This window comes from Nonomuraea sp. NPDC005730 (assembly GCF_040630865.1).
Classification (GTDB): domain Bacteria; phylum Actinomycetota; class Actinomycetes; order Streptosporangiales; family Streptosporangiaceae; genus Nonomuraea.
Genome location: NZ_JBEXYK010000049.1, coordinates 1 through 25,998, shown reverse-complemented (window position 1 = coordinate 25,998; position 25,998 = coordinate 1). Strand labels below are relative to the sequence as shown.

The following is a 25,998-nucleotide window of genomic DNA, read 5'->3' as shown; positions in this document are numbered from 1 at the left end:
GCGGGCCTGGGGCCTGGGCCGTCATGGGCGTTCCAGCGCGCGAGGGCGTAAAGGGTTGCCGCCCGCGGCCACCGCTCTCCTCGCCACGGCGGAGACCACGACGGCGACCGCAGCGGAGATCACGGCGGCGACCACCGCAGGGTCCGCGACGAACAAGGTCGCGACGAAGGGCCGTGGCGAAGGGGGCAAGGACGGCGTGAGGGAGATCCCGGTTGGTTGAGGTCCGGGGTGCGAACGGCCCCCGCCCCCCAAGGCGGGCCCGATGCCTGGGCCAAAGAGAGCGCGACGGAGATCGCCAGTTGGTTGAGGGCGGTGGTGGGAACAGGTCCGCCCCCAAAGGAGGGCCCAGGGGTGGGTCGTCATGGGCGTTCCGGCGCGTGAGGGGGTCAAGGGGTGTGGCCGCGGGCGTCGAGGCGTTCGGGGGAGATGGGGGGTGGGGGGCTCGGGCGGGTGGCGAAGGGCGGGGGTGAATGGGGCTGGGCGGCGGAAGCCTGTGTGTGCAGCCTCTAAGCTAGGGAGCATGCCGGAGTACATCTACACGCTGCAGCGCGTGCGCAAGGCGCACGGCGACAAGGTTGTCCTTGACGACGTCACGCTGTCGTTCCTGCCCGGAGCCAAGATCGGTGTCCTGGGGCCGAACGGCACCGGGAAGTCGACGCTGCTCCGGATGATGGCCGGCCTGGAGCAGCCATCCAATGGCGACGCCAAGCTGATGCCGGGCTTCACGGTCGGCATGCTCCAACAGGAGCCGCCGCTCAACGAGGAAAAGACCGTTCTGGGCAACGTGCAGGAGGGTGTCGCCGAGACGATGGCGATGCTCGACCGCTACAACCAGATCGCCGAGCAGATGGCCACCGACTACAGCGACGAGCTGCTGGCGGAGATGGGCAAGCTCCAGGATCAGCTGGAGCACCGCAACGCGTGGGACCTCGACAGCCAGCTCGAGCAGGCGATGGACGCCCTGCGCTGCCCGCCGCCCGACGCCGAGGTGAGCAAGCTGTCCGGTGGTGAGCGCCGCCGCGTGGCGCTGTGCAAGCTGCTGCTTGAGGCCCCCGACCTGCTGCTGCTCGACGAGCCCACCAACCACCTCGACGCCGAGAGCGTGCAGTGGCTGGAGTCGCACCTGGAGAAGTACGCCGGCGCGGTGCTGGCCGTCACCCACGACCGGTACTTCCTGGACAACGTGGCCACCTGGATCCTGGAGCTCGACCGCGGTCGCTGCTACCCCTACGAGGGCAACTACTCCACCTACCTCGACATGAAGGCCCAGCGCCTCAAGGTCGAGGGCCAGAAGGACGCCAAGCGCAAGAAGCGCCTGGAGGACGAGCTGGAGTGGGTGCGCTCCAACCCCAAGGCCCGCCAGACCAAGAGCAAGGCCCGTCTCCAGCGGTACGAGGAGATGGCCGCCGAGGCCGACAAGTTCCGCAAGCTGGACTTCGAGGAGATCCAGATCCCGCCGGGCCCGCGTCTGGGCACCACGGTGATCAGGTCGGAGCAGCTCACCAAGGGCTTCGGCGACCGCCTGCTGATGGAGAGCCTGACGTTCGACCTGCCGCGTAACGGCATCGTCGGCGTCATCGGTCCCAACGGCGTCGGCAAGACCACGCTGTTCCGCATGATCACGGGTGGGGAGACGCCGGACACGGGGTCGATCACGATCGGCGAGACCGTGAAGATCTCCTACGCCGACCAGAGCCGGGGCGGCATCGACCCGAACAAGAACGTCTGGGAGGTCGTCTCCGACGGGCTCGACCACATCAAGGTCGGCAACGTCGAGATGCCGTCGCGGGCCTACATTGCGGCGTTCGGGTTCAAGGGGCCCGACCAGCAGAAGAAGGCGGGGGTGCTGTCGGGCGGCGAGCGTAACCGGCTCAACCTGGCACTCACCCTCAAGCAGGGCGGCAACGTCCTGCTGCTCGACGAGCCGACCAACGACCTCGACACCGAGACGTTGTCGTCGCTGGAGAACGCGCTGCTCGACTTCCCGGGCTGCGCCGTGATCACCTCGCACGACCGGTGGTTCCTCGACCGCATCGCCACCCACATCCTCGCGTGGGAGGAAGGCTCGAACTGGTACTGGTTCGAGGGCAACTTCGCCGACTACGAGAAGAACAAGATCGAGCGTCTCGGCGCCGACGCGGCCCGTCCCCACCGGGTGACGTACCGGAAGCTGCACCGGGACTGACGTCTCGCCCCGGCAGCGGGAGCGACACGTCTCATCTCGGTGCCAGGGACGACACGTCTCGTCCCTGGCAGCGGGACTGACACGTCGCGTCGCGGCAGCGGGACCGACACGTCTCAACCTGGAGCCCGGGACTGACGCGTCTCGTCCCGTGCCAGGACTTATGGCTCATTCCTGCGGCGAGCGGCGGGCCCCTTCCGGGGTGCGCCGCTCTTCGCGTGTTCCGGCAGGACGATCAGCCTTCGGCCTCGGTGAGGGCGACCTGTGCGGGAGCGGGAGCGGTGCGTCGCCATGGCCCGTTGAACAGCAGGATCGCGGGGACGAACAGCACGAGGCAGCCCAGCGCCACGAACAGCCAGGTCTGCCAGCTCGTGGCCGCCACGACGTGCGGGATGACCAGCAGCCCGACCACCGCGATCGCCTTGCTCAGGAAGCCGAACAGCCCCCAGGCCGTGCCCTGCAGACGCGGGTCGGCGTCCTCGGCGTCCTCGGAGTAGTTGGCCATCCAGGGGGCGTAGGCGACGCCGAGTGAGCCGCCGAGCAGGGCGCCGACCACCATGAGCGTGCCGGTGGAGACACCTTCCTGGCCGAGCGCGACGGCGAGGTAGGCGGTGACCAGCACCGCGGCGATCGTCCCGGCGAGCGAGAACGGCTTGCGCAGTTGCAGGCGGTCCGACAGGCGGCCGGTGACGATCAGCGTGACGAGGTTCAGGCTCCAGAACGCGGCCATGATCGTGGACGCCTGCGCGCTGCTGATGCCGAGCGCGCCCACCAGCATCGTCTGGCCGAACAACGACAGCGTGATGTAGAGGACCAGCCAGAGCGAGATGCCGACGACGTGGGCCCAGATGTTGCGCCGGGCGAACAACGACCGGACGGTGGGCGGGCGCTCCAGGTCGACGACCTCCTCGGCGGCCCGTTCGGTGTGCTGGATCCTGGCCCGCAGTTCGGGGGACAGGTCGGCGATGTTGAACGCGATGACCGCCGAGATCACCAGCGAGAAGCAGCCCATGATGACGAACTGCGACCGCCACGACTCGTCGAAGATCGGCAGCGTCCAGCCGGCGACGGCGGCGGCCAGGAAGTTCGCGCCCACCGGGCCCCACGTCCAGAACCCGAACGCCTGCGCCCGTCCGAGCCGCGGCGAGAAGTCGCGGACCAGCGGCGCGGTGGAGGCCATGGCGACGCCGTCCACGAAGGCCAGCAGGATGCGGGCGATCAGCAGGTCGCGTGGACTGTGCACGAGCGTCATGGCGAAGCAGCACACGGCGGTGAGGGCCATGAGCGGGATGAGCAGGCGGACCCGGCCGACCCGGTCGGTGAGCCTGCCGCCCAGGATGGAGGCCACGGCCCCGGCCACCGCCGCCGCCCCCGACACCGCGCCGTACGTGGCCAGGGACATGTCCAGGTCTTTGAGCAGCAGGGGTACGACGGGCGCGATCTGCCCTTCGTAGGAGCCGATGAGGATGGCCAGGACGGCCATGGTGAGGATCTTCATCCGGCGGGCGCCGGTCGGGTACTCGTCGAGCTCGCGGACGTAGGACAGCCTCATGACAAGCCTTTCTGCCGAGCCTAGGGCCCCCGCCATGAGTTCTAGAAGCTAGCTCTAGAATCAATTTCTGAGATGCTGCTCCTCGCATCGGTCGGCGTCAAGAGTGCGTACCCGGGATCAGATGATTAGAATCAAATTCTAGGATTCGTTCGTAGTGAGGAGCCGGGCGTGGACCTGGAACTTGACGGCCTCGACGTGACCTTCGACCACACGGCCGTGGCCGCTCCCCGGATCAGGGATCTGCTGCCGATCTACCGCGACCTGCTCGGAGGTCGCCATCTGGGAGGCGGTGGGGACAACCGGGTCAGCGGGTATCGCACGCTGCAGCTCACGTACTCCAACGGGAGCAAGGTCGAGCTCATGGAGCCGCTGACCGGGTCCACGTTCTTCGACAGCTTCTTCGAGCTGACGCGGGGGCGCGGCGGCGTCCATCATCTGAACTTCCACGTCGGCGACATGGACGCGGCCGTCGCCCGGCTCGCCGGGCGCGGCTACCGGCTGCACGGGCTCAACAGGGCCGACGTGCGCTGGCAGGAGGTGTTCCTGCACCCCAAGGAGGCGCACGGCGTGCTCATCCAGCTCGCCTGCCCGGGGCTCCGTGACCCGGACCTGGCCCGTCCGACGCTGGCGGAGGTGCTGGCGGGACGCGGCCGCAACGGCGACGGCATCCCCAGCCCCTGAGTCGCGGAGGCTTCCCCAGGACCGAACACAGCTCTAGAGTGCAATTCTAGAACTAGAGCGAGGAGGCCCATGAAACCGGCACCGAAGCCAACGCCCGAGACCCAGCCGTTCTGGGACGGCACGGCCGCGGGAGAGCTCAGGATCCAGCGCTGCCAGACGTGCGCGCGGCACTACTTCTACCCCCGGCCGAGCTGCCCCCACTGCGGCGGCGGTGACGTGGAGTGGGTGCGCGCGACGGGCCGAGCGACCCTGTACTCGTACGTGATCAACCACCGCCCCGCGCCCGGTTTCGAGGCCGGCGGGCCTTACGCCATCGCCGTCGTGGAGCTGGAGGAGGGCGTGCGGATGATGAGCAACATCGTCGGCGTGCCCAACACCCCCGAGGACCTGCCGCTGGACATGGAGCTGCGGGTGGTGTTCGAACGGCGCGGCGACGTGCACGTGCCGCTCTTCGAGCCCGCGGGGGACGCCCGATGAACATCGTGATCGCCGGGGCGGCCGAGACCGACGAGATCGGCCGCCTGCCGGACCGCTCCACCTTCCAACTCCACCTGGAGGCCGCGCGCAACGCCCTCGCCGACGCGGGCATGACGAAACACGACATCGACGGCATCGCCACGGTCGGCACGCCCGGCCCGATCCAGGTCGCCCACGCCCTCGGCATCACGCCCTCCTGGCTCGACGGCACGGGAGTGGGCGGGTCGTCGTTCCTGTTCCACGTGCGGCACGCCGCCGCCGCCATCCGGGCCGGGCTGTGCCGTACCGTGCTGATCACGCACGGCGAGTCGGGACGGTCGCGCGTCGGCGCCGGCCGGTGGGGGCTGGGCGCGGACTCGCTGCTCGGGCAGTTCGAGCTGCCGTACGGGGTGGTCGGGCCGCCGACGTCGTTCACCGTCACGGCGCTGCGCTACATGAAGGAGACCGGCCTCACCCACGAGCAACTGGCCGAGGTGGCGGTCGCGCAGCGCCGCTGGGCCTCCCGGAACCCGCGGGCCATGTACCGCGACCTCGTCACGGTCGAGGACGTGCTCGCGTCCAAGCTCGTCGCCTACCCCTTCCACCTGCTGGAATGCTGCCTGGTGACGGACGGCGGCGGCGCGCTGGTCGTCACCGCCGAGGAGCTGTCGCGGCGCCCGCCGGTGTACCTGCTCGGCTCCGGCGAGGCCATGGACGCCCCGATGGTCTCGCAGATGGAGGACTTCACCACCTCCAAGGGCTTCCGCCTGTCCGGCCGGGCCGCCTTCGCCGAGGCCCGGATCTCCCACGACGACGTCGACCACCTGATGGTGTACGACGCCTTCGCCCACGTGCCCGTCTACGGCCTGGAGGACCTGGGCTTCGTCGGCCGGGGCGAGGCGGGGGCGTTCATCGCCGAGGGGCACACCTCGCCCGGCGGCCGGCTGCCGATGAACACCAACGGCGGCGGCCTGTCCTACACGCACACCGGCATGTACGGCATGTTCGCCATCCAGGAGTCGGTGCGGCAGCTCCGGGGGGAGGCCGCGGCGCAGGTGCCGGACGTGGAGGTGAGCGTGGTGCTGGGCAACGGCGGCATGTTCGCCTCCGCCGCCACCCTCGTCCTGGCCTCCCGGTTGCCCTAGGTTCCGCGCACGGCCCTGCGGGCAGGCGAGCCCGGACGGGCCGATGGAACGGGATGGAACGGAATGGAACGCCTCTCCATCGGAAGTGGAAGATCCTGAGAAGAGGAGACGGCGATGCCGAAGTTCATGGACGTGCACAGTGGTTTCGTCGGTGTCACCGAGGACCAGTTGCGCGAGGCCCACGAGCGGGACCTTGCGGTCGAGGGGGCCGAGGGTGTGCACTTCGAGCGGGCCTGGCTCGACCCGGACTCGGGCAAGGTGTTCTGCCTGTCGTCGGGGCCGTCGAAGGAGGCGGTGATGCGGGTGCACGAGAAGGCCGGCCATCCCACGACCGAGGTCTACGAGCTGCCCATCGAGGTCGAGTAGCCACGAATCGGCCACCGGACCGGTGACGGCCGCCCGCGCTGCTGCGGACGCGGGCGGCCGCCACCGACGCCCCCGCGCCACGGCCGGGCGGGGCGCCAAAGGTTTTCCAGGCGGGCGCGTCGGGCGCCGGGCCGCGCGCGAGGGCCGTACTAGATTCGTCGGGTGAGCACGGGAGCCGCGCGCGGGGTGGGGCGGTTCGTCAACGGCGAGTCGGTCTACGGGACCATCCTGACGGCCGGCGTCGTCTCCGGGCTCTCGCACTGGATCGCCGACCCCGCCGAGCTGCTGGCCACCGCGATCGGCACGGTCATCGTGTTCTGGATCGCGCACGCGTTCGCGGAGATCGTCGGCGACCGGTCGCCGGACGTGCGCAAGGCGGTGCGGGGCGCGGTGACGCGGTCCACCGGCATGTTGTGGGGATTGGTCCCGCTCACGGTGATCCTGTGCGTGGCGATGACCGGCGTGATGTCCCTGGACGCGTCGGTGTACCTGGAGATCGCCGTGTCGGTCGTCCTGCTCACCGTGCTCGGCTTCTTCGCGGCGGCGCCCAAGACCGACCGGCTCTGGATCCGGCTGGTCTGCGGAGCCGGCTCGGGCGCCCTGGGAGCCGTGATGATCCTGCTGAAGAGCCTCGAGCACTGAGCGGCCCCGCGCGGGCGCCGGGGCGGGTCAGGAGGGCGGCGGGCGCCAGGTGATGAGGGCGTCCAGGGCCTCGACGCGGGAGCCGGTGACCAGGAGCGGGTTGATCTCCAGGGACTCCAGGTCGTCGCCCAGGCTCTCGGCGAACGCGGCGATCCTGGCCACCACGTCGGCCACCGCGTCCAGGTCGGCGGGTTCGGTGCCCCTGGCGCCGTCCAGCAGGGCCGCGCCGCGCAGCTCCGACAGGGCCCGGCGTACCTCGCCGGCGTCCACCGGCAGCACGCGCAGGGCCGCGTCCCGCAGCACCTCCACCCAGACGCCGCCGAGCCCGACCGCCAGGGTGAGCCCCCAGGCCGGGTCGCGCACCACGCCCGCCAGCAGCTCGATCCCGCCGCCGCGCTGCGGCTGGATCAGGACGCCGGCGTCGGGGGCGTGCGCCCGCGCCGCGGCCACCACCTCCCGGTACGCCTGCCGCACCGCCTCGGGACCGGACAGCCCGAGCCGCACCCCGCCGATGTCGCTCTTGTGCCCGAGCCCTTCTGCGGCGGCCTTGAGCACCACCGGGTAGCCGAACCGTTCGGCCGCGGCCACGGCCGCCGCCTCGTCCGCCGCGGTCTCGGACGGCACCACGGGCAGCCCCGCGGCGGCGAGCAGGGCGGCGGCCCGATGCTCGGCCCACACGCCGTGTGCATCATCGGGTGCACCCTTGGGTGCACCCCCGGGCGCGCCGGTGACCGCCGCCCGCCCGGCCGGGCCGCCGCCGGCCAGGGCCCTGCGGTGGGCCTCCGACCAGCGCACCGCCGCGCCGAGGGCGGTCAGGCCGTGCTCGATCCCGCCCATGACGTACGGGAACCCGGTCTCCCGCTGCACCTGCCGCCCGAACTCCGTGACGTCGGTCAGCACGTTGCCGACCACCACGACCGGCACCGGCGACTCGGCGATGCGCCGCGAGCTGGCCTCGTACATGGCGAGGACGGGCGCGGGGTCCGCAGGCGCGATCCTGGGCGGTTCGGACAGCAGCATGACCAGGTCGATGCCGGGATCGGCGGCCACCGTCTCCAGGGCACGGCCGAGCAGGGTGCGGTCGACGAGGACGTAGCCGGTGACGTCGAGCGGGTTCTGCACGGTGCCGAACGACGGCACGATCCCGGCCAGCCGCTCGACCGTCGCCGCAGAGAAGGGCGGCAGTTCCAGGCCCTCGTCCTCGGCCCGGTCCGCGATGATCTCGGACGCCCCGCCGGACGGGGTGACGACGCCCACCCGGCGGCCGGGCAGCGGGCCGGTGGCGGCCAGCAGTCCGGAGATGATGATGAGGTCCTCCAGCGAGCGCACCCTGATCACGCCGAGCTGGCGCATCGCGGCGTCGATGACGTCGTCGTCGCCCACGAGCGCGCCCGTGTGGGCCTGCGCGGTGTGCGAGGCGAGCCTGCTGCGGCCGATCTTGAGTGCGACGATCGGCTTGCCCGCCACCAGTGCCCGGCGGGCGACCCGGGAGAACTCGGCCGGGTTCCTGATCGTCTCCAGGAACAGGGCGATGACCCTGGTCGCCGGGTCGTCCACGAGGTGGTCGACGACGTCGGTGACCGTGACGACCGACTCGTTGCCCATGGAGGTCAGCAGGCTGATGCCGACGTTGCGGGCCTGGGCGAAGCCGAGCACCGAGCTGGCCAGCGCGCCGCTCTGCAGCACCACGCCGACCGACCCGCGCAGCAGCGGCTCGGGGATGGGCAGCCCGTACGGGGTCACGTCGGCGGCGGCGTTGATGTAGCCGTTGCCGTTCGGCCCGAGGATCGTCAGGCCGTTCTCGCGGGCGAACCCGGCGATCTCCGCCTCCAGCCGCGCCCCCTCCGCGCCCGCCTCCCCGAACCCCGCCGTGAGGATCACGTAACAGCCGATGCCCAGCTTGGCGCCCTCCTTCAGCACGCCGAGCACGGCGGCCGTCGGCACCATGACGTAGGCCAGGTCGACGGGGGAGGGGATCTCGGTCAGGCTGCGGAAGGCCGGCGACCCGTGCACCACCCCGCCCCTGGGGTTGACCAGGTGGACGGGCCCGGAGAAGCCGTGGGTGCGCAGGTTCAGCAGCGTGCTGACCGACCAGCCCGACTTGTCCGTGGCCCCCACCAGGGCGATCGAGCGCGGGTTGAACAGTGCCTCGACCGACATGGACTACTCTCCGATCAGGCCGAGCCTGGCGTGGCCCTTGATGAGGTTGCGGGCGATCGTGCGGCGCTGGATCTCGTCGGTGCCCTCGAAGATGCGTAGCAGGCGCAGCTCCCGGTACCACCGCTCGACCGGCAGCTCCTTGGTGTATCCCATGCCGCCGTGGATCTGCAGCACCCGGTCCACGACCTGGTTGGCCATCACGGCGCCGTTGAGCTTGGCGATGGAGGAGGCGTGCCGGGCGTCCATGCCCTGCTGCACCTGCCAGGCCGCGTGGAGGGTGAGCCACTTGGCCGCCTCGATCTCCACCTGGGAGTCGGCGATCATCCACTGGATGGCCTGGTACTCCGAGATGGCCTGGCCCATCGACTTGCGGATCTTGGCGTAGTCGATGGCCATCTGGAGCATGCGCTCGGCGGAGCCGATGGCACGGGCCGGGATCATGTACCGTCCTTGCCCGATCCACTGCATGGCAAGCTCGAAGCCCTTGCCGAGCTCGCCCAGGATGTTCTCCTCGGGCACCCGGACGTCCTGGAACACCAGCGCCGCCGGCCCCCACTCGCCCATCGTCGGGATGGGCTCGGACTTCCAGCCCATGTCCCGGTCGACCAGGAAACACGTCACGCCGTGGCCCTCGGCCACCGCGAACACCATGACGAAGTCGGCCTCGCTGCCGCCGGTGATGAACGTCTTCTCACCGTTGATCACCCACTCGGCGCCGTCGCGGGTGGCGCGGGTGCGGATGTTGCGGGCGTCGGAGCCGGCGCCCGGCTCGGTGATCGCGAAGCAGGACCGCCGTTCGCCCTCGATGGTGGGGACGAGGTAGCGCCGCTTCTGCTCGTCGGTGCCGGCGTAGAGGATGTTGTCGGCGCTGCCGCCGAAGGAGAAGGGCACGAACGTGCGGCCCATCTCCATGGCGATGATCGCGGACATGATCGGGCCGAGCGCCGCGCCGCCGTACTCCTCGGGGGTGTTGATGCCCCAGAAGCCCGACTTCCTGGCCTTGGCGCGCAGGTCGCGCACGACCTCGGGATCGAGCCCCGGACGCCCCTCGCGCTCGTTGCGCAGGACCTCCGGCTCCAGCGGCATGATCTCCTTCTCGATGAAGGCACGCACGGTGTCGCGGATCTGCCGTTCCTCCGGGCTGAGCGAGAAGTCCACGGCCGCCTCCTGAATTTCTAGAATCATTCTCTAGTACGTGATTCTAGCCTCCGCGCCGCACTGGTCAAGAATCAGATTCTAGAATTCGCCGGGATAGAATGCCTGGCATGGCACGCAAGTCCTCGTGGGAGTGGAGCCGTACGGCTCAGACGCGCAAGAGCATGTTGCAGGCGGCCCGTGAGGTCTTCAGCGAGCACGGCTTCGCCGACTCCAACGTCTCGGAGGTCGTGGCCCGCGCCGGTTCCAGCGTCGGCAGCCTCTACCACCACTTCGGCGGCAAGACCGAGCTGTTCCTCGCCCTCTACGAGGACCACCAGGCGGCCCACGAGCAGGCGTCGGCCGCCAGCGTCGCCAAGGCCAGGAAGGAGGGCGTCAGCGACCCCGTCGAGCTGCTGATCGCCGGGGCCCGCGCCTACCTCGACGGCGCCTGGGACCGGCGCGACCTGGTCAGGCTGTTCATCGACGGCGACGGCCCGCCCGGCTTCGAGCTGATCCGCCGCACCCGCGGGCGCGAGTGGGTGCGCCAGAACGCCGTCCTGCTCGGCGCCGGGGGAGACCCCCTCGACCGGTTCACGGTCGCGGTGCTGACCAGCATCATCGGCGAGGCCGCCCGCGAGGTGGCCACCTCCGACACCGAGGAGGAGGCCAGGGAGATCATCGAGGCGGCGATGAAGCTCATCCACCGCCTCGATCCCCTCAGGGGGCTCAGCGACGACTGATCGTCGCCCGGCCGCGGTCGATCACCACCGTCCCGTCGTCCTTGGCGGTCCGGAACAGCACGTCGTCGCCGTCGGCCCAGATGGAGACGGTCAGCGGCTCGCCGGGGAAGACCGGGCTGCTGAACCGGCCCGACATCGCCCTGAACCGCGACGGGTCCGACCCGGCGAGCGTGTGCAGCAACGCCCGCCCGGTCACGCCGTACGTGCACAACCCGTGCAGGATCGGCCGGTCGAACCCGGCCCTGGCGGCGAACTCGGGATCGCTGTGCAGCGGGTTGCGGTCGCCGGACAGCCGGTAGAGCAGTGCCTGGTCCGGCCGGGTCGGGTAGGTCACCTTGTGGTCGGGCGCCCGGTCCGGGACCGCCCACTCCTCGCGCGGCCCCCGGTCGCCGCCGAAGCCGCCCTCGCCCCGGATGAACACCGAGCTGTGCGAGGCGATCAGCAGCTCGCCGCTCTCCAGGTCGACGGCCCTGGCCTCGGTGGTCACCAGTGCGCCCGAGCCCTTGTCGTAGATGCCGGTCACCTTCGACGTCGTCCGTACGCCGCCCGCGGCCGGCAGCTCGCGGCGCAGCTCGAAGCCCTGCTCGGCGTGGACCAGCAGGGCCGGGTCGTAGTCGCCCAGCCGCCGCCCCGGCGACTGCGCCGCCAGCACCGCGAACGTCGGCAGCACCCGCTGCCCCTTCTCGGTGGCGAACTCCAGCTCGTCGAGGCCCGAGCCGACGCCGAGCGCGTACAGCATGGTGTCCTCGGCGGTCCAGGTGCGCTCGTGGGCCGGGCCCTCGACGCCGATCAGCGAGTGGTCGAGCGGCATGTCAGTCCTCCCGCCCGGGGACGCGGCCGTTGGTCAGAGCGTTGGGGGCGGCCTTGTCCACCAGGGCGGGGATGACCGCGCCCAGCTCGGCCGGGTCCCAGCGGCCGTCCTTCTCCACCCCGGGGCCGGCGTGCCAGCCCTCGGCCACGCTGATCGTTCCGCCGCGCACGTTGAACACCCGCCCGGTCACGCCGCGCGCCTCGCCGCTGGCCAGCCAGACCACCAGCGGCGCGATGTCGTCGGGGTCGGCGCCGGTCGCCCCGGCCGGGATCAGGTTCTCCGTCATGCGGGTGAGCGCGGCGGGCGCGATGGCGTTGACGGTCACGCCGTAGCGCTCCAGCTCCCTGGCGGCGATCACGGTCAGCCCGGCGATGCCCGCCTTGGCCGCGCCGTAGTTCCCCTGACCCGGGTTGCCGTAGATGCCGGACGACGACGTCGTGTTGATGATCCGGGCGTCGAGCCGCTCGCCGGACTTGGCCTTGGCCCGCCAGTAGGCGGCGGCGTGTCGCAGGGGCGCGAACGTGCCGCGCAGGTGCACCCTGATCACCGCGTCCCACTCGTCGGCGGTCATGTTGACCAGCATGCGGTCGCGCAGGATCCCGGCGTTGTTGACCAGCACGTGCAGGTCGCCGAAATGCTCGACGGCCGACCTGATCAGGCGCTCGGCGCCGTCGAAGTCGGAGACGTCCTCGCCGTTGACGATCGCCTGGCCGCCCGTGGCCTCGATCTCGGCCACCACCTCGGCGGCGGCCCCGGACGAACCGGTGCCGTCCACCTCGGCGCCCAGGTCGTTGACCACCACCTTCGCGCCCTGCCTGGCGAACTCCAGGGCGTGCCCGCGCCCGATGCCCCTGGCCGCACCCGTGACGATCACCACGCGACCTTCGACGATCCCGCTCATCCGACACCTCGATCCTTGACCGGCCGACGATTTGAATTGGATTCTAGTATCAAAATCTAGAAAGGACAGGCCCTTGGTGACGACGACCACCGCCCCCGTCGGCCACGCCTGGCGCACGCTGTCGGTCGTGAGCCTGGCCGGTGTGCTGACCGGGCTGGGCGGCAGCGCGATCAACGTCGCGCTGCCCGAGATCGCCCGGCACACCGGGGCCGACGCCACGGCCGCGGGCTGGATCCTGCTGGGCTTCCAGTTGACCACGACCGTCCTCATGGTGGTTTTCGGTCGCTTAGCCGACATGTTCGGCAGGCGCAGGATGTACCTGCTCGGGCTGGCCGTCTACACCGGGGGCGCCCTGCTCGCCGGGCTGGCGCCCGGCGCGTGGATGATCGTGGCCATGCGGGTCGTGCAGGCCGCCGGCGCCGCGATGTTGCTCACCAACAGCGCCGCCCTGGTCAGCGACGCCTTCCCGCGCGAGCGGCTGGGCGAGGGCATGGGCGTCTACGTCGCCTCCTTCTCCATCGCCGGGCTGATCGGCCCGACGCTCGGCGGCGTGCTCGCCGCGAACCTGGGCTGGCGCTGGGTGTTCTGGTTCAACGTGCCCATCGGCGTGGTCTGCCTGGTGTGGGGGGCGGTCACGCTGCGGCGGGCCGAACCGGCCGGGCGCGAGCGTGGGCTCGACCTGCCGGGCAGCGTGCTGGTGCTGGTCACGCTCGGCGGGCTGCTGCTGGCGCTGTCGGAGTTCGGCAGGCTGGGGTGGGGGCATCCGGTGGTGGCCGCCGGGCTCGCCGCGTTCGCCGTGGGGTTGCCGCTGTTCGTGGCCAGGGAGCGGCGGGCCGCCCATCCCGTCGTGGACCTGCGGCTGTTCCACGACCGGGCGTTCGCCTTCGGCACGCTCGCCTCCTTCCTCAACGCCGTCGCGCGGATGGGCATGGTCTTCCTCGTCGCGCTCTACTTCCAGGCCGTGCGGGGGGACGATCCCGTACAGGCCGGGTTGAAGGTGCTGCCGCTGGCGGTGGCGGCCATGGTCGCGTCGGTGACGTCGGGCTTCCTCCAGCGGCTGACCAGCGCGCGCACCCTGGCGGTGGCCGGGGCCGCCACCACGACCTGCGGGCTGCTGGCGCTGCTCGGCACGATGTCGGCGAGCACGCCGTACCCGGCCGTGGCCGCCGGGCTCGTGCTCATCGGCCTCGGCTCGGGCGTCTTCCTGCCCTCCAACACCACCGCCATCCTGGACGGCCTGCCCTCCGAACGCCTCGGCATCGTCAACGCCATGCGCCTCATGCTCCAGAACACCGGCAACGTGGTCGGCACCGGCCTGGTGCTGTCGATCATCACCGCGCCGCTGCCCGCCGGGCTGCACCGGCGCGTCTTCGCCGGGACGCTGTCGCGGCTCTCCGGCGACGCGGTCGGCCTGCTCGTGACCGGCTACCGCTGGGCGCTCGCCTGCATGGCCGCGATCTCGGTGCTGACCGTGCTGGCCTGCCTGGCCCGCCGCAAGGCCCGGTGACCAGCGGGCCGGACGGTACGGGTACCGTGGCGGACGTGGCAGAACCCTCCCCGGCGTACCGGCACGTCTTCCCCCGCATGGTCAGATTCGCCGACATCGACTCCCAAGGGCATGTGAACAACGTGCGCTTCCTCGACTACCTGGAGGACGCTCGCTTCGGCATGTTCGCGATCGATCCGGTCAAGGCGGGCGAGGCACCCTTCGGAGGGCTCGTGGTCACCCGCCACGAGATCGACTACCGCCGCCCGCTGGGCCTGCGCCCCGAGCCGGTCAGGGTCGAGACCTGGGTCACGCAGATCAGGCCGGTCCGCTTCACCCTGGCCTACGAGATCCGCGACGACGACGAGGTCTACGCGACCGCCACCTCGGTGATCGTGGCCTACGACGTCGAGCGGGCCGCGCCGCGCCGGCTCAGCGAGGACGAGCTCGTCCTGCTCAAGCGCTACTCGGCCCAGGGCTGACCGCCCTGGAACCGCAGCCGCCCGCCGGTCCCGGCAGGAAGCGCTGGCTGATGCTCGCGCTGGGCGTCAACGCCCATGCGAGCGTCAGCTTAGGACTGTTCGGCCTGCCTCTCGTCATGCCGGAGATCGAGCGACATTTCGGTGTTCCGCTGGCAGTGGCCGGAGTCATCGGGAACGCGCCGGGAATCGGCGTTCTGGTGGCGCTCGTCGCCTGGGGCGCGCTGGCCGACCGGCACGGCGAGCGCCTGGTGCTCGGCATCGGCGTGAGCCTGGCGGCCGTGCTGCTCGCCGCCGTCGCCTTCGCCGGGCCGGCCTGGGCTGTGATCGCGCTGCTCGCGCTGGCGGGCGCGGCCGGCTCGGCGGCCATGGTCGGCGGCGGCCGGATCGTCCTGCGCTGGTTCCAGCCGCCCGAGCGCGGGGTCGCCATGGGCCTGCGCCAGGTGTCCTACACCCTCGGCATGGCCGTCGCGGCGTTCGTGCTGCCGCCGGTCGCGCGGGCGCACGGGCTGCCCGGCGTGCTGCTCGTCTGCTCCGCCGTCAGCCTGCTGGCCGCCGTCCTGGCCGCGCTGTTCCTGGGCGAGCCGCCGCACTCGATCGCCGGGGGGAGCGCGGGGCCGGCGCGGTCGCCGTACCGGCAGCCGGCGCTGTGGCGGGTGCACGCGACCAGCGGGCTGCACGCGGTGCCGCAGATCGTGGTCAGCACGTACGGCGTCACCTGCCTGGTCGGCCTGTACGGCTGGGACGCCGTGGCCGCCGGCCAGCTCTTCGGCCTGTCGGCCGTCGCCGGAGCCGTGGTCCGCGTGGCCGTCGGCCGCTGGTCCGACCGGGTCGGCCTGCGGATGCGTCCCCTGCTGCTGCTCGCCTGCGCCTGCCTGGCCGTGCTCGCCCTGCTGGTCGTGGGCACGGCGACGGACAGCCTGCTCGGCCCGGTGGCGCTCGCGACGGCCTCGGTGCTCACCGTGTCCGGCAACGGGCTGGCCTACCTGAGGGCGGGCGAGCTGGCCGGGCCCGCCTGGGCGGGCAAGGTGCTCGGCACCCACAACACCGTCCAGAACGTCGTCGCCCTGGGGGTGACGCCGCTGGCCGGGGCACTGATCACCGGGACGGGGTACTGGGCGGCGTACGCGGTCGGCCTGGCCTGCGCGCTGGTCTCGCTGCCCGTCATCCCCGTCCGCGGCGAGCAGCGGGCCGGCCTACGATCATGACTCCCCGCGCAGCCACACGGCGGTGTCCGGCGGCAGCGTCCCGGCCTGGACCGGGCCGCTGGACAGCAGCACCGCGTCGTGCGCCGGCAGCCGTACGGGCTCCATCCCGCAGTTGATCGCGCAGATCAGCGGGCCCCGGGCGAAGAAAAGCGCTCCCTCGGGGGAGTCCAGCCACTCCAGGGTGTAAGGAATCACACCCGCCAGCTCGCGGCGGCAGGCCAGGGCCCGGCGGTAGAACTCCAGCGTCGAGTCCGCGTCGCCCTCCTGCTTCTCGGCGGTCAGCTCGGCGAAGGCGGCCGGCTGCGGCAGCCAGGGCCGCACGCCGGGCGGTGAGAACCCGTAGGAGGGCGACTCGGCCGACCACGGCAGCGGCACCCGGCAACCGTCGCGGCCCGGCAGCTTGCCCTCCGACTGGAAGAACACCGGGTCCTGCCTGGCCTCGGCCGGCAGGTCGGTCACCTCCGGCAGGCCCAGCTCTTCGCCCTGGTAGAGGTAGGCCGAGCCGGGCAGCGCCAGCATCGTGAGCAGCGCCGCCCTGGCCCGTGCCAGGCCCGTGCCGGGATCGGCGGTCTCGTAGCGGGTGCGATGGCGTACGACGTCGTGGTTGGACAGCACCCAGGTGGCGTACGGGACCGAGGCCAGGGTGTCGTCGATCACCTTCTTGAACGCGGTCGGCGACCACGGCGCCTGCAGCCAGGCGAAGTTGAAGCTCTGGTGCAGCTCGTCGGGGCGCACGTAGAGGGCGAGGTCCTCGGCGCTGTCGGTCCAGACCTCGCCGACGGCCATGCGCTCACCCGGGTAGCCGTCCAGCACCTTGCGCCAGTCGCGGTAGACGCCGTGCACCTCCGGCTGCCCCCAGACCGGCGAGACCGACTTGAACGACTGGTCGCCGACGTCGGGCAGCCCCTCGGCCTTGTACAGGCCCATCGCCACGTCGATGCGGAACCCGTCCACGCCCTTGTCCAGCCAGAACCGCAGGACGTCGAGGAACTCCGCGTGCACCTCGGGATTGCGCCAGTTGAAGTCGGGCTGGCCGGGGGCGAACAGGTGCAGGTACCACTGCCCGTCGGGGACCTGGGTCCACGCCGGGCCGCCGAACGTGGACTGCCAGTTGTTGGTCGTGTCGCGGAAGATGTACCGGTCGCGTCCCTCGCCCCGCAGCGCGGCCTGGAACCAGGGGTGCTCGGAGGAGCTGTGGTTGGGGACGATGTCCACCAGCACCTTCAGCCCGTGCTCGTGGGCCTCGGCCACCACCGCGTCGAAGTCGGCCAGCGTGCCGAACAGCGGGTCGACGCCGCGGTAGTCCGCCACGTCGTAACCGCCGTCGGCCATCGGAGAAGGGTAGAACGGCGTCAGCCAGATGGCGTCGACCCCCAGCCTCCTCAGGTACGGAATCCGCTCCCGCACCCCGGCCAGGTCGCCGACGCCGTCTCCGGAGGCGTCGGCGAAGCTGCGAACGTAGATCTCGTAGACGACGGCATCACGCCACCAGGGGATATCCATGTGGGCGTCATGCCCGTTATGTCGGCGAGTTCACCAAGCTTTGGGCCGCATAGACCAGATAGTCCCAGAGCCTGGTCGCCTGGTCCTCGGGCAGGCCGAGCGAGTCGACCGCGTCACGCATGTGCCGCAGCCAGGCGTCGCGCTCGGCCTCCCCGATCACGAACGGCACGTGCCGCATGCGCAGCCGGGGATGGCCGCGCTCCTGGCTGTAGGTGTTGGGGCCGCCCCAGTACTGGATCAGGAATCCGCGCAGCCGGTCCTCGGCGCCCGTCAGGTCGGGCTCGGGGTAGAGCGGCCGCAGCAGGGGGTCTTCCGCGACACCTTCGTAGAAACGGTGGACGAGGCGGCGGAAGGTCTCCTCGCCGCCTACGGCGTCGTAGAAGGAGGTCTCTGTCACGTTCTCACCTTATGCAATGGCGACCATGGGGATTCCGGCGGAGTCCAGGGCGGCCTTCACCCTGAGCCGGATCTCCCGGGCGACCTCGGCCTGGCGGGAGGGCAGCGTCTTGGCGGTGATGCGGAACACCAGCGCGCTGTCGGAGAGCTGCTCCACGCCGTACACCTGGGGCTCCTCCACGATCACGGTCTCGCGGAACTCGGGGTCGGCCCAGATCTCCTCGGCCACGATCCCCAGCGCCGCGCGTACGGCGGTGATGTCGGCGTCGTAGGCCACCGGGACGTCGAAGTAGGCCCGCGACCAGCCCTGCGACTCGTTGCCGACGCGGGTGATCGTGCCGTTGCGGACGTACCAGACGCGGCCGTCGGCGTCGCGCAGCCGGGTGACCCGCAGGGTGACCGCCTCGACCGTGCCGATGGCGGCGCCCGCGTCGATCACGTCGCCCACGCCGTACTGGTCCTCCAGCAGCATGAACATGCCGGCGATGAAGTCCTTCACCAGCTCCTGCGCGCCGAAGCCGATCGCGACGCCCAGGATGCCGACGCTGGTCAGCAGGGGAGCGATGGGGATCGTCAGCCGGTCGAGCACGGTGAGGATGGCGGTGCCGAGGACGACGATGGAGGCGATGTGCTTGAGCACCGAGCCCATGGTCTCGGCCCGCTGCTTGCGGCGCTCGTGCAGCAGCGCGTCGATGCCGTCGGTGGCGGCGTTGCGGCGGAACCTGTTGGTGAGCGAGCCGCCGGTGGCCGCCCGGTTCACCACCTTGGTGATCACTCGGTGCGAGATGTTCCGCACGACGAACCCGAGCACCAGGATCAGGACGATGGTGATGAAGCTCGCCAGCAGCGGCGCCCACGCGGCATTGTCGAGCCAGTCGACCAGGGGACCACAGAACACCGTGTCACCTTGACAGGCCTGCGCCATCTGCGAGCTCACTTTGTCCAAGTCCTGCACGAGCGACGACTCCGCCGGCGTGGGCGTAGATGATGGCCCTGGTGTCACCAACAGGAACACTGGGTGGATTCCCCCTCAGGAAGCGGTTCGGTCAGCGGCAAATCAGTCCAATTGGATCTAAAAATACCGCTGACCGAACCGGCCGCCGTCACATCACGCCGGGGAAGACGGGGTCGCCCGGTCTCTGGGCCGCGGAGGGAGAGACCGGACGCTCCGATGACGGACGGCTCGGACGGGCCACACACCCGGAAGCATGGCCCGTTCCGGTTCCAAGGGGGGAGGTGATCCCCCCGGCACCCGGCGGGCGCACCCGCCGGGCTGATCTGCGCGCGCGGGCGTGCGCCCGCGCGAAGGGGCCGGAACCGGCGGGACGATCAGGGGCCCGGGAACCCGGACGCCCTCCGCACCGATCGTCCCGCCGGCCCCGCGGGGCCGCCGTGGGGGCGGTGAGCCGTGGTGGCTGCGCTCCACCCGGATCACCGCGTGGTCACTCTCCCACCGCGGCGAGCACGCGTGCGACCTTGGTCGCGGCACCGGCCGGGTCGTCGGCCGTGTGCATGGGTTCGCCCCAGGACCAGCAGTACCACCAGTCGGGAAGGTCCGAGGCGTTCGCCGGCCGGCAGGTGACGTTCTCGGACAGGCTCGTCGCCTTCGGGTTGATGACGCGTACGAACTGCCGGCCGCTCTGGGTCTGGACCACTCGTGCGAGCAGACCGCGAGCGCCGAGCTCGGATACGAGGCGCTGCAGATGTCCGATCTTGTCGTCCGTCACCTTCTCGTCCTCCCTGGGAATCGTTGCTGGTGGGCCAAACATGGCTCAAGTCAACAGCACACGCAACGCCACCCTGCTGATCACAGGGAGTGGCTATTCCCTCATGGGTTGTAAGAAACAGTCCCTCGGAGGACGATCCTTAACCGTAGGCTTGATGAGCACGTTTCCAAACGGCCCTCACTGCTTCATAGTCGTCTCTAGGCGAAGAGCTACCTGAGGGCTACGCTGAGTCACCAGTCTTGACGGGTCGAGACATCGGGAGAGGGGCCGGGATGTCCGGCAGGCAGCACAGGGAAACGGAGATCGCCCGGCGGATCAGGGCCAAGGGCCTTGCCACCGGGCGCACCTCCGCCCAGATAGCTGAAGAGATCCACGAGGCGTGCTCGCCACAGTTCAGCACGACCCGCATCAAAGCGCACCGCCTGTCCTACGGCATCGCGCTCGCGGACGTGATCGAGCAGGTGCGCGCGTTGTTCGAGCGCGACGCCAAGGCGCCGCCGGGCATCGGCGAGACGTTGCTGTCGGCATATGAGAGCGGGCTCAAGCGGCCGGGGCCCGAATACCTCCACTACCTGTGCTCGGTCTACCGGGTCGAGCCCATCGAGCTCGGCTTCGACGGGCCCTGCATCTGCGGCCACGGCCACCGGATGCCCGGCGTGCTCGGCGAGCCCGCCAATCGCGTGCCGGGGTCGGCGTCGATCCCGCGCGACCTGGTGATCCATCCGATGACCGTCGAGGCCGACGCCCAGGAGGACGAGAACATCCTGCGGCGCACGTTGTTAAATCTGCTCGACACCGACGTCTCGTTCAAGCAGCAGTTCGACGGGCCGGTGCTGGGGGCGTGCGAGGGCATCCGGCGGCGGATGGACGAGACGCTGGTCTCGGCCACCGTGTCCGGCGGCATGCTCGACCAGTGGGAGGAGGCGACGCTGGCCTTCGGCCGCCAGTACACGACGACGCCCCCGCTGCGGCTGCTGTGCGACGTGCTGCTGGAGCTGAGCGCGGTCCGCACGGCGTTGTCCCGGCGCCAGCCGATCGACCTCCAGGACCGGCTGTGCCGCATGGCCGCGCAGCTGGCCGGCCTGAGCGGCATGGTGATGATCAACCTGGGCGACCACCGGCTGGCCAGGTCGTTCTTCCGCACCGGCCGCCTCGCCGCCGACGAGACCGGCGACCGCGCGCTGCGGGCCTGGATCACGGCCAGGGAGTCGCTCGTCCCCCTCTACTACGGCGACGCCCGCGAGGCGCTCAACCTCGCCAAGAAGAGCCGCGACCTGGCGGGCGCCACGCCGTGCGTGGCCCAGGCCATGGCGCCGGTCGTCGAGGCGCGGGCCCTGGCCATGCTCTCGGGCACCGACAGCAAGAAGGAGGTCGTCGACCAGGCCAAGCGCGCGCTGGCCCGGGCCAGGAGCGCCTTCTCGCACATGAAGAGCGAGGAGCAGGAGGACATGGCCTTCGGCTACACCGAGAAGCAGCTCTACTTCTACCAGGGCGACGTGCTCACCAAGCTCGGCCAGACCATCGAGGCCGAGGTGGTGCTCGACCAGGCGCTCGGCAAGTACGAGGACCACATCCTCGACCAGACCCTGATCAGGCTCGACCAGGCCCAGTGCCGCCTTCTGGAGGGTGACATCGACGAAGCCCTACAAATTAGTACGAACGCCTTGCGCAATCTGGGGGATGAATACCTTACGGACCTCATCATCCGCCCAGCGCTCGCTCTGGAGCAGGCGATCATGAAGAAGGACGACAAACATCACATGCTGGCTGAATTCAGCGCCCAGCTGCGGCGTCGGAAGTTGGCCCAGAAGGAAGGGAGCGGTGGATGACGTTGAAGATCCGGCGGTACCGCTGGTCCGATCTCGACACCATCCTCGCGCTGCACCGGATCTGCCTCGCCGAGGTGGGTCTCCAACCTGGCGACGGCGTCTACTACGACGACGACTTCCCCCGCATCCAGGAGATCTACCTGGCCTGCGGAGGTGACTTCATCGTGGGCGAGGCCGGCTCGCGGGTGGTCGCCATGGGCGGCCTGAAGCCCGTCGACCGGGAGACCGCCGAGGTGTGCAGGCTCAGGGTCCATCCCGAGTTCCAGCGGCGCGGCTACGGCGGCGCCATGCTCTCGGCCCTCGAAGACCGCGCCCTGGAGCTCGGCTTCAGCAGCCTGCGCGGCGACACCACGCTCAACCAGGGCGCGGCCCTCGCGCTGTACGCCCGCCAGGGCTGGCGTGAGCTGTCGCGGTCCCAGGTGGGCGACCTCGTCGTCATCTACGGCGAGAAACGGCTGGCGCCCGCGCCGGCCATGGAGCTCTAGCTCCGACGACGACGCCGCGGTCCGACGCTTCCGGATCCGGCGGCCACGCCCCATCCCCTCCTGGGGCCTTGGCTCGTTTTCCCTTTCCGCCCCCGCGGCGTTCCTGCGACCTCTACGCTCAGGCGTGACCACACCGCCTCGGGATGATCGCAGAGAGTGACGATCCTCGGGGCGCCGCCTCGTCCGTTCGCACGGTACGCGCACGCGTCCGTACACGGTGCGAATGTGGAGAGCTCGGCCGTACCAGGCAGTAACTGCAGGAAAGAGCAGTTTTCGCCGCCGCCGGTATGGATGTTTCGGGCCTGGAGTGAGGGTCTTAACTCCAAGTGGAAGAGGAACCTCACCGCCTTCTCCGCGTGCTCTGGCGAATGCATTTAGTAGTGGCATGCTCTGCTCCATGGCAGTCGTGCCCGCTTCCCGACCCCTCCTGGGAGCCGTGCTTCTGTTGTTCGTCAGCGCCGCTTGGGGGTCGGCGTTCCCGCTGATGAAGGATCTCATCCTCCGGTTACCGGTGGAGGACCTGCTGGCCGAGCGGTATCTCATCGCCGCGGTGACGCTGCTGGTCATCCGGCCGCGCTCGCTGCGGGGGCTGTCGCGCCGGACGTGGGTCAACGGACTCGTGCTGGGGCTGCTGTTCGGCGTCGGGCAGACCGCCCAGGCGCTCGCGCTGCACAGCCTGCCCTCGGCGGTGTCGGGGTTCGCCGTCGGGTGCAGCGTGGTGATCACTCCCGTCCTGGCCCTGGTGATGTGCAGGAGCCGGGCGCCGCGGCGGGTGTGGGCCGGGGTGGTGCTCGCCATGGCGGGGATGACCGTGTTCACGCTGCTGCGCGGGGTCGAGGACCACGAGGTCTCGCTGCTCGCGCTCGGCGTCACGCTCACGGCCGCGGCGCTCTACTCCGCCCACACGCTCATGCTCGCCGAGCTGTCCAGGAAGGGCGAGCGCTTCCACGCGTACGCGCTGACCACGATCCAGCTCTTCACGATCGGCATCCTCACCGGGGGCTTCGCGCTGCGCGGCGGGATCACGCTGCCGTCCAGCCTGCCCGACTGGGCGATCCTGGCGCACCTGGCCGTGGTGTCGTGCGCACTGGGGTTCCTGGCCCGCTCGTACGGGCAGAAGCACGTGCCGGCCGTGCCCAGCGCGATCATGATGTCCTCGCAGCCCCTCTGGGTGGCCGCCATCGCGGTGATCTGGTTCCACGAGCAGGTGGGCTGGAGCATGGTGCTGGGCGGCGGGCTGATGGCCGCGGCGATGCTGCTGGCCCTGCCCGAGCGGGCGGCTGCGGGAAAAGAGAGCCGGCCGGGCAGGCGCGACCTGCTGGAGGTCTCCCGCCGCGCCGCTCTGGTGCTGGCCGACCTGCGGATCAAGCGTGAGGACCGGCTGCGTTTCGAGCCGGGGCCGGCGCCGTTCATCGCCAAGAGCGCGTGCAAGGACGTCGAGGCGTGCCCGTGGAACGCGCACGCGCTCAAGGGCGGCGGGGAGCCGAGCCTGGAGCGGCTGATCGAGCGGGCGACCGCGATCGTGCGCGCCAAGAAGCTGCCGGGGCCCGGCTGCTGCCAGTCCGTCACGCTGGTCGGGCGGTGCCTGTGCACGTTGATGGAGGAATCGGAACAGACGCGGGTCGCGGCGGTCGATCATTGGTTCCGGTCTCAATAGGCTGCGGGACGCACACAAATGCCAGGTGCTTCTTATTCGTTAAACCGCCACTTCCTCACCATAAATCTTGATATCCGGTTGGGTGTCCGAATAATGGATAATCACACCCATCGGAGAGGCACGTCATGAAGCGCATCGTCGTCCGTAAGCCAGGCACCGCGAGGCTCGCAGGGACCGCAGGCGTCATTCACAAGGGGTGACCGAGAACGGGCCCCACCTCAGCGTCCAGGGCGGGTCGCCCGCCCGACGGGGGGCCGTGCGGCTGCTGATGCCGCTGATAGACGCGCATCGCCGGCCGCGCGGCCCCTACACCGTGGGCGCCGCGCTGCTCCGGCACCTGGTGCCGGACGCCCCGCGCGAGCTGGTCGCGGCCTACGACATCGAGATCCGGGCGGTCGCGCCCGAGCTGGCCGGGCAGGTGCCCGCCCGGCGGACGACCATCGACGCCGGGCTGCCGGACGAGGAGCGCATCCTGGTGCCGGCGCCCCGCCGTACGCTGCGGCTGGCCAACGGGGTCGCCGAGTTCGTCCGGGCGGCCGTGCGGCCGGGCGCGACGCTCGCGGTGTGCAACGGCGCGCACGCCGACGCCACCGACACCGAGCTTCTCGACGTCCTGACCCGGCGGGTCCCGGCCGGCACGCTGGCCGTCACCGTCTACGCCGAGGGCCCCGAGCCGCCGCCCGACGAGCGCGGTGCCGACGAGCTGTGGCCCCTGGTGGACCGTTGCATGCGCGAGGGCTTCCTGCACGCCGCGGCCGAGCTGGGGGAGCTCGGCCTGGCCCGGACGGAGCCGGGGGAGGCCCGGTGGTGGCGCTTCGCCCAGCGCACCGCCACCGCGCTCGGCGGGCTCGGCCGCGTCCAGGAGGCACGGGCGCTGTGGGACCGGGTACGCGCGGCCAGCCAGGACCCGGTCGTGCACGCCGCAGCCGCGTACGGGACGGCCATGCTCGACGCCCGCCACCCCGACCCGGCGCGGCGCGACCTGGACAGGGCCCGCCGCTGGCTCAACGAGGCCATCGCCATCTCCGGCCTGCTGCCCGACCCCCTGGAACGGGCCTTCAAACTCGGCTTCGACCGCAACGGCCTGGCGCTGGTCGAGCTGCGGCACGGACGGCTGGAAGCCGCGCTGTCGCTGGTGGAGTCGGCCGTCGAGCTGGCCGGCGAGCTGGGCGAGCGGCACCCGCTGCACCGGATGGTGCTGCTGACCAACCGGGCCCAGCTCCTCGGCGCGCTCGGCCACGCCAAGGAGGCCCTGGAGGACTACACCGCCGCCATCGCCATCGACCCGGGCTTCCCCGACACCTACCTGGAACGCGGCAACCTGCTGCTTCGGCTGGGGGAGGCCGAGCAGGCGCTGGCCGACTACGAACGGGCCATGCGGGCCGGGCCGCCGCTGCCGGAGGCGTACTACAACCGGGCGGAGCTGCGTACCGTGCGGGGTGACGTCGAGGGGGCGCTCGCCGACCTCGGCACGGTGATCGAGCTGGACCCCGCCTACCTGGACGCCTACGTCAACCGCGCCGGCCTGCTGGCGGCGGCGGAGCGGGACGAGGAGGCCAGGGCCGACGTCACGGCCGGGCTCGCCCGCGCGCCGGAGAACCCGCACCTGCTCACCGTGCTCGGCCAGCTGGAGACGGCGGCGGGCCGCTTCGGGGCGGCCGCGGCGGCCCTCGACCTGGCCCTGGAGCACGCCCCCGAGCTGGCCGCCGCCTGGGGCAACCGGGGCGTGCTGCGTTACGCCGCGGGCGACGCCGAAGGCGCGCTCGCCGACCTGACCCGGGCCATCGAGCTGGACCGGCAGCCCGACCTGTACGCCAACCGCGCCGTCGCCCTGCGCGCCCTGGGCCGGACCGCCGAGGCGGAGGCCGACGAGCTCCGCGCGACCGCCTCCGCCGGACAGTGGGACGATTAATGCATGACGGGGCGTATAGGGCGAGCCGCGGGGGTGTGCGGGGCACTCGGGGTGTTGTGGTGGGCCACCGCCCGGCTGGCGTGGGCGGGCGTCGGCTGCGCCGACTGGGACTGCCTGGCCCCGGCCCTCGGCGCCCTCCTGGTGATCAGCCTGGTCATGCTCGCCGGGGCCGCGTACGTGCTGGAGCGCGTGGACGTGCGGCCCGCGCGGCGCGCCGCCCTGGTGGCCGCCGGGGCGGCGGTGGCGTTCTGGGCGGCCGGGAAGCTGCTGCCGTCGGTGCCGCACACCGCCGCGCAGGCCATGGGCGCCGCGGTCGTGTTCGCCGGGGCGGGGGCCGTCGCGGCGTTCGTGACCGGGCCGGGGCTCGCGTTGCGCTGGCGGGTGCTGGTCGCGCTGGTGCTGGCCGGCGTGCCGTGCGGGGTGTTCGCCGTGCTCTGGTTCGGGCTCGGCGGCTAGCCCCGTTTTCCGCACGTTGGATGGTTTGAAGATCGCTGGGTTGCTGGGGTGATCGTCATCGCGGTATGACCTGGCTGGTGAGACAGC

The 25,998-nt window shown here is 71.2% G+C and carries 24 protein-coding genes; 15 read left to right on the top strand and 9 right to left on the bottom strand.

Annotated elements, in window-relative coordinates; genetic code table 11:
* The first annotated feature begins 520 nt into the window (after nucleotides 1–520).
* Nucleotides 521–2,185, top strand: coding sequence for an energy-dependent translational throttle protein EttA (gene ettA, locus ABZ444_RS37340; protein WP_358007698.1), 1,665 nt, complete (start codon nucleotides 521–523; stop codon nucleotides 2,183–2,185).
* A 232-nt stretch (nucleotides 2,186–2,417) separates the two neighbouring features.
* On the opposite strand, the gene ABZ444_RS37335 is transcribed toward ettA, so the two are convergent.
* Entirely contained in the window at nucleotides 2,418–3,734 is a 1,317-nt protein-coding gene (locus ABZ444_RS37335; RefSeq protein WP_358007695.1) for an MFS transporter, read from the bottom strand.
* 168 nt (nucleotides 3,735–3,902) lie between these two features.
* Here ABZ444_RS37335 and ABZ444_RS37330 point away from each other — a divergent pair, with 168 nt between their 5' ends.
* The 5 genes from ABZ444_RS37330 to ABZ444_RS37310 all read left to right on the top strand — a co-directional run bounded on the left by ABZ444_RS37330 (nucleotide 3,903) and on the right by ABZ444_RS37310 (nucleotide 7,024).
* Complete coding sequence (locus tag ABZ444_RS37330; RefSeq protein ID WP_358007692.1) at nucleotides 3,903–4,415, top strand: VOC family protein; 513 nt, start codon at nucleotides 3,903–3,905, stop codon at nucleotides 4,413–4,415.
* A gap of 69 nt (nucleotides 4,416–4,484) precedes the next feature.
* On the top strand, nucleotides 4,485–4,892 hold the full coding sequence (locus tag ABZ444_RS37325; protein ID WP_358007689.1) for a Zn-ribbon domain-containing OB-fold protein: 408 nt from the start codon (nucleotides 4,485–4,487) through the stop codon (nucleotides 4,890–4,892).
* The gene (locus ABZ444_RS37320) at nucleotides 4,889–6,016 is read left to right on the top strand and encodes a thiolase (protein WP_358007686.1); all 1,128 of its coding nucleotides are present in this window, start codon (nucleotides 4,889–4,891) and stop codon (nucleotides 6,014–6,016) included. The genes ABZ444_RS37325 and ABZ444_RS37320 overlap by 4 nt, the downstream gene beginning before the upstream one ends.
* A gap of 114 nt (nucleotides 6,017–6,130) precedes the next feature.
* The gene (locus ABZ444_RS37315) at nucleotides 6,131–6,382 is read left to right on the top strand and encodes an SCO4226 family nickel-binding protein (protein ID WP_357980663.1); all 252 of its coding nucleotides are present in this window, start codon (nucleotides 6,131–6,133) and stop codon (nucleotides 6,380–6,382) included.
* A 162-nt stretch (nucleotides 6,383–6,544) separates the two neighbouring features.
* Nucleotides 6,545–7,024, top strand: a complete 480-nt coding sequence (locus ABZ444_RS37310; RefSeq protein ID WP_358007683.1) for a hypothetical protein — start codon at nucleotides 6,545–6,547, stop codon at nucleotides 7,022–7,024.
* Nucleotides 7,025–7,051: 27 nt separating this feature from the next.
* Here ABZ444_RS37310 and ABZ444_RS37305 read toward each other — a convergent pair whose 3' ends face one another.
* Together ABZ444_RS37305 and ABZ444_RS37300 are read right to left on the bottom strand one after the other, a co-directional pair.
* On the bottom strand, nucleotides 7,052–9,184 hold the full coding sequence (locus tag ABZ444_RS37305) for an acetate--CoA ligase family protein (RefSeq protein ID WP_358007680.1): 2,133 nt from the start codon (nucleotides 9,182–9,184) through the stop codon (nucleotides 7,052–7,054).
* A gap of 3 nt (nucleotides 9,185–9,187) precedes the next feature.
* Nucleotides 9,188–10,369: an acyl-CoA dehydrogenase family protein gene (locus tag ABZ444_RS37300; protein ID WP_358007677.1), complete on the bottom strand. Its 1,182-nt coding sequence runs from the start codon at nucleotides 10,367–10,369 to the stop codon at nucleotides 9,188–9,190.
* Nucleotides 10,370–10,449: 80 nt separating this feature from the next.
* Here ABZ444_RS37300 and ABZ444_RS37295 point away from each other — a divergent pair, with 80 nt between their 5' ends.
* A complete protein-coding gene (locus ABZ444_RS37295) occupies nucleotides 10,450–11,061 on the top strand; it encodes a TetR/AcrR family transcriptional regulator (RefSeq protein ID WP_358007674.1) in 612 nt (203 codons plus the stop codon).
* Here ABZ444_RS37295 and ABZ444_RS37290 read toward each other — a convergent pair.
* Nucleotides 11,048–11,872, bottom strand: a complete 825-nt coding sequence (locus ABZ444_RS37290) for a MaoC/PaaZ C-terminal domain-containing protein (protein WP_358007671.1) — start codon at nucleotides 11,870–11,872, stop codon at nucleotides 11,048–11,050. The genes ABZ444_RS37295 and ABZ444_RS37290 overlap by 14 nt on opposite strands.
* 1 nt (nucleotide 11,873) lies before the next feature.
* Nucleotides 11,874–12,773: an SDR family oxidoreductase gene (locus tag ABZ444_RS37285; protein WP_358007668.1), complete on the bottom strand. Its 900-nt coding sequence runs from the start codon at nucleotides 12,771–12,773 to the stop codon at nucleotides 11,874–11,876.
* A 76-nt stretch (nucleotides 12,774–12,849) separates the two neighbouring features.
* On the opposite strand from ABZ444_RS37285, the gene ABZ444_RS37280 reads away from it, so the two are divergent.
* From ABZ444_RS37280 to ABZ444_RS37270, 3 genes are all read left to right on the top strand, one after another.
* Nucleotides 12,850–14,280 (top strand): MFS transporter, encoded by a 1,431-nt coding sequence (locus ABZ444_RS37280; protein ID WP_358007665.1) that lies wholly within the window; start codon nucleotides 12,850–12,852, stop codon nucleotides 14,278–14,280.
* 77 nt (nucleotides 14,281–14,357) lie between these two features.
* Nucleotides 14,358–14,741: a thioesterase family protein gene (locus ABZ444_RS37275; RefSeq protein WP_357980858.1), complete on the top strand. Its 384-nt coding sequence runs from the start codon at nucleotides 14,358–14,360 to the stop codon at nucleotides 14,739–14,741.
* A gap of 50 nt (nucleotides 14,742–14,791) precedes the next feature.
* Complete coding sequence (locus ABZ444_RS37270) at nucleotides 14,792–15,946, top strand: MFS transporter (protein WP_358007662.1); 1,155 nt, start codon at nucleotides 14,792–14,794, stop codon at nucleotides 15,944–15,946.
* Here the strand turns inward: ABZ444_RS37270 and ABZ444_RS37265 are convergent.
* From ABZ444_RS37265 to ABZ444_RS37250, 4 genes are all read right to left on the bottom strand, one after another.
* Complete coding sequence (locus tag ABZ444_RS37265; RefSeq protein WP_358007659.1) at nucleotides 15,941–17,449, bottom strand: glycoside hydrolase family 13 protein; 1,509 nt, start codon at nucleotides 17,447–17,449, stop codon at nucleotides 15,941–15,943. The two genes, ABZ444_RS37270 and ABZ444_RS37265, sit on opposite strands and share 6 nt — an antisense overlap.
* Before the next feature lie 16 nt (nucleotides 17,450–17,465).
* Complete coding sequence (locus ABZ444_RS37260) at nucleotides 17,466–17,846, bottom strand: globin (protein ID WP_357980637.1); 381 nt, start codon at nucleotides 17,844–17,846, stop codon at nucleotides 17,466–17,468.
* A 9-nt stretch (nucleotides 17,847–17,855) separates the two neighbouring features.
* Nucleotides 17,856–18,743 (bottom strand): mechanosensitive ion channel family protein, encoded by an 888-nt coding sequence (locus ABZ444_RS37255; protein WP_358007656.1) that lies wholly within the window; start codon nucleotides 18,741–18,743, stop codon nucleotides 17,856–17,858.
* A gap of 544 nt (nucleotides 18,744–19,287) precedes the next feature.
* Nucleotides 19,288–19,572: a hypothetical protein gene (locus tag ABZ444_RS37250; protein ID WP_352360547.1), complete on the bottom strand. Its 285-nt coding sequence runs from the start codon at nucleotides 19,570–19,572 to the stop codon at nucleotides 19,288–19,290.
* A 272-nt stretch (nucleotides 19,573–19,844) separates the two neighbouring features.
* Between ABZ444_RS37250 and ABZ444_RS37245 the strand changes: the two genes are divergently transcribed.
* From ABZ444_RS37245 to ABZ444_RS37225, 5 genes are all read left to right on the top strand, one after another.
* Nucleotides 19,845–21,401, top strand: a complete 1,557-nt coding sequence (locus ABZ444_RS37245; protein WP_358007653.1) for an XRE family transcriptional regulator — start codon at nucleotides 19,845–19,847, stop codon at nucleotides 21,399–21,401.
* On the top strand, nucleotides 21,398–21,886 hold the full coding sequence (locus ABZ444_RS37240; protein WP_357980628.1) for a GNAT family N-acetyltransferase: 489 nt from the start codon (nucleotides 21,398–21,400) through the stop codon (nucleotides 21,884–21,886). The genes ABZ444_RS37245 and ABZ444_RS37240 overlap by 4 nt, the downstream gene beginning before the upstream one ends.
* 436 nt (nucleotides 21,887–22,322) lie before the next feature.
* Nucleotides 22,323–23,543, top strand: coding sequence for a DMT family transporter (locus tag ABZ444_RS37235; protein ID WP_358007650.1), 1,221 nt, complete (start codon nucleotides 22,323–22,325; stop codon nucleotides 23,541–23,543).
* Between the two features lie 196 nt (nucleotides 23,544–23,739).
* Entirely contained in the window at nucleotides 23,740–25,455 is a 1,716-nt protein-coding gene (locus tag ABZ444_RS37230; RefSeq protein ID WP_358007647.1) for a tetratricopeptide repeat protein, read from the top strand.
* A gap of 3 nt (nucleotides 25,456–25,458) precedes the next feature.
* Nucleotides 25,459–25,911, top strand: a complete 453-nt coding sequence (locus tag ABZ444_RS37225; protein WP_358007644.1) for a hypothetical protein — start codon at nucleotides 25,459–25,461, stop codon at nucleotides 25,909–25,911.
* Nucleotides 25,912–25,998 lie beyond the last annotated feature (87 nt).

What these genes read in the sequence shown, in the direction of transcription:
- ABZ444_RS37300 (WP_358007677.1), bottom strand. Translation starts at nt 10,369, where the DNA reads ATGATTCTAGAAATTCAGGAGGCGGCCGTGGACTTCTCGCTCAGCCCG.
- ABZ444_RS37225 (WP_358007644.1), top strand. Translation starts at nt 25,459, where the DNA reads ATGACGGGGCGTATAGGGCGAGCCGCGGGGGTGTGCGGGGCACTCGGG.
- ABZ444_RS37270 (WP_358007662.1), top strand. Translation starts at nt 14,792, where the DNA reads ATGCTCGCGCTGGGCGTCAACGCCCATGCGAGCGTCAGCTTAGGACTG.
- ABZ444_RS37240 (WP_357980628.1), top strand. Translation starts at nt 21,398, where the DNA reads ATGACGTTGAAGATCCGGCGGTACCGCTGGTCCGATCTCGACACCATC.
- ABZ444_RS37305 (WP_358007680.1), bottom strand. Translation starts at nt 9,184, where the DNA reads ATGTCGGTCGAGGCACTGTTCAACCCGCGCTCGATCGCCCTGGTGGGG.
- ABZ444_RS37335 (WP_358007695.1), bottom strand. Translation starts at nt 3,734, where the DNA reads ATGAGGCTGTCCTACGTCCGCGAGCTCGACGAGTACCCGACCGGCGCC.
- ABZ444_RS37325 (WP_358007689.1), top strand. Translation starts at nt 4,485, where the DNA reads ATGAAACCGGCACCGAAGCCAACGCCCGAGACCCAGCCGTTCTGGGAC.
- ABZ444_RS37315 (WP_357980663.1), top strand. Translation starts at nt 6,131, where the DNA reads ATGCCGAAGTTCATGGACGTGCACAGTGGTTTCGTCGGTGTCACCGAG.
- ABZ444_RS37285 (WP_358007668.1), bottom strand. Translation starts at nt 12,773, where the DNA reads ATGAGCGGGATCGTCGAAGGTCGCGTGGTGATCGTCACGGGTGCGGCC.
- ABZ444_RS37295 (WP_358007674.1), top strand. Translation starts at nt 10,450, where the DNA reads ATGGCACGCAAGTCCTCGTGGGAGTGGAGCCGTACGGCTCAGACGCGC.
- ABZ444_RS37275 (WP_357980858.1), top strand. Translation starts at nt 14,358, where the DNA reads ATGGTCAGATTCGCCGACATCGACTCCCAAGGGCATGTGAACAACGTG.
- ABZ444_RS37290 (WP_358007671.1), bottom strand. Translation starts at nt 11,872, where the DNA reads ATGCCGCTCGACCACTCGCTGATCGGCGTCGAGGGCCCGGCCCACGAG.
- ABZ444_RS37245 (WP_358007653.1), top strand. Translation starts at nt 19,845, where the DNA reads ATGTCCGGCAGGCAGCACAGGGAAACGGAGATCGCCCGGCGGATCAGG.
- ABZ444_RS37320 (WP_358007686.1), top strand. Translation starts at nt 4,889, where the DNA reads ATGAACATCGTGATCGCCGGGGCGGCCGAGACCGACGAGATCGGCCGC.
- ABZ444_RS37265 (WP_358007659.1), bottom strand. Translation starts at nt 17,449, where the DNA reads ATGGATATCCCCTGGTGGCGTGATGCCGTCGTCTACGAGATCTACGTT.
- ettA (WP_358007698.1), top strand. Translation starts at nt 521, where the DNA reads ATGCCGGAGTACATCTACACGCTGCAGCGCGTGCGCAAGGCGCACGGC.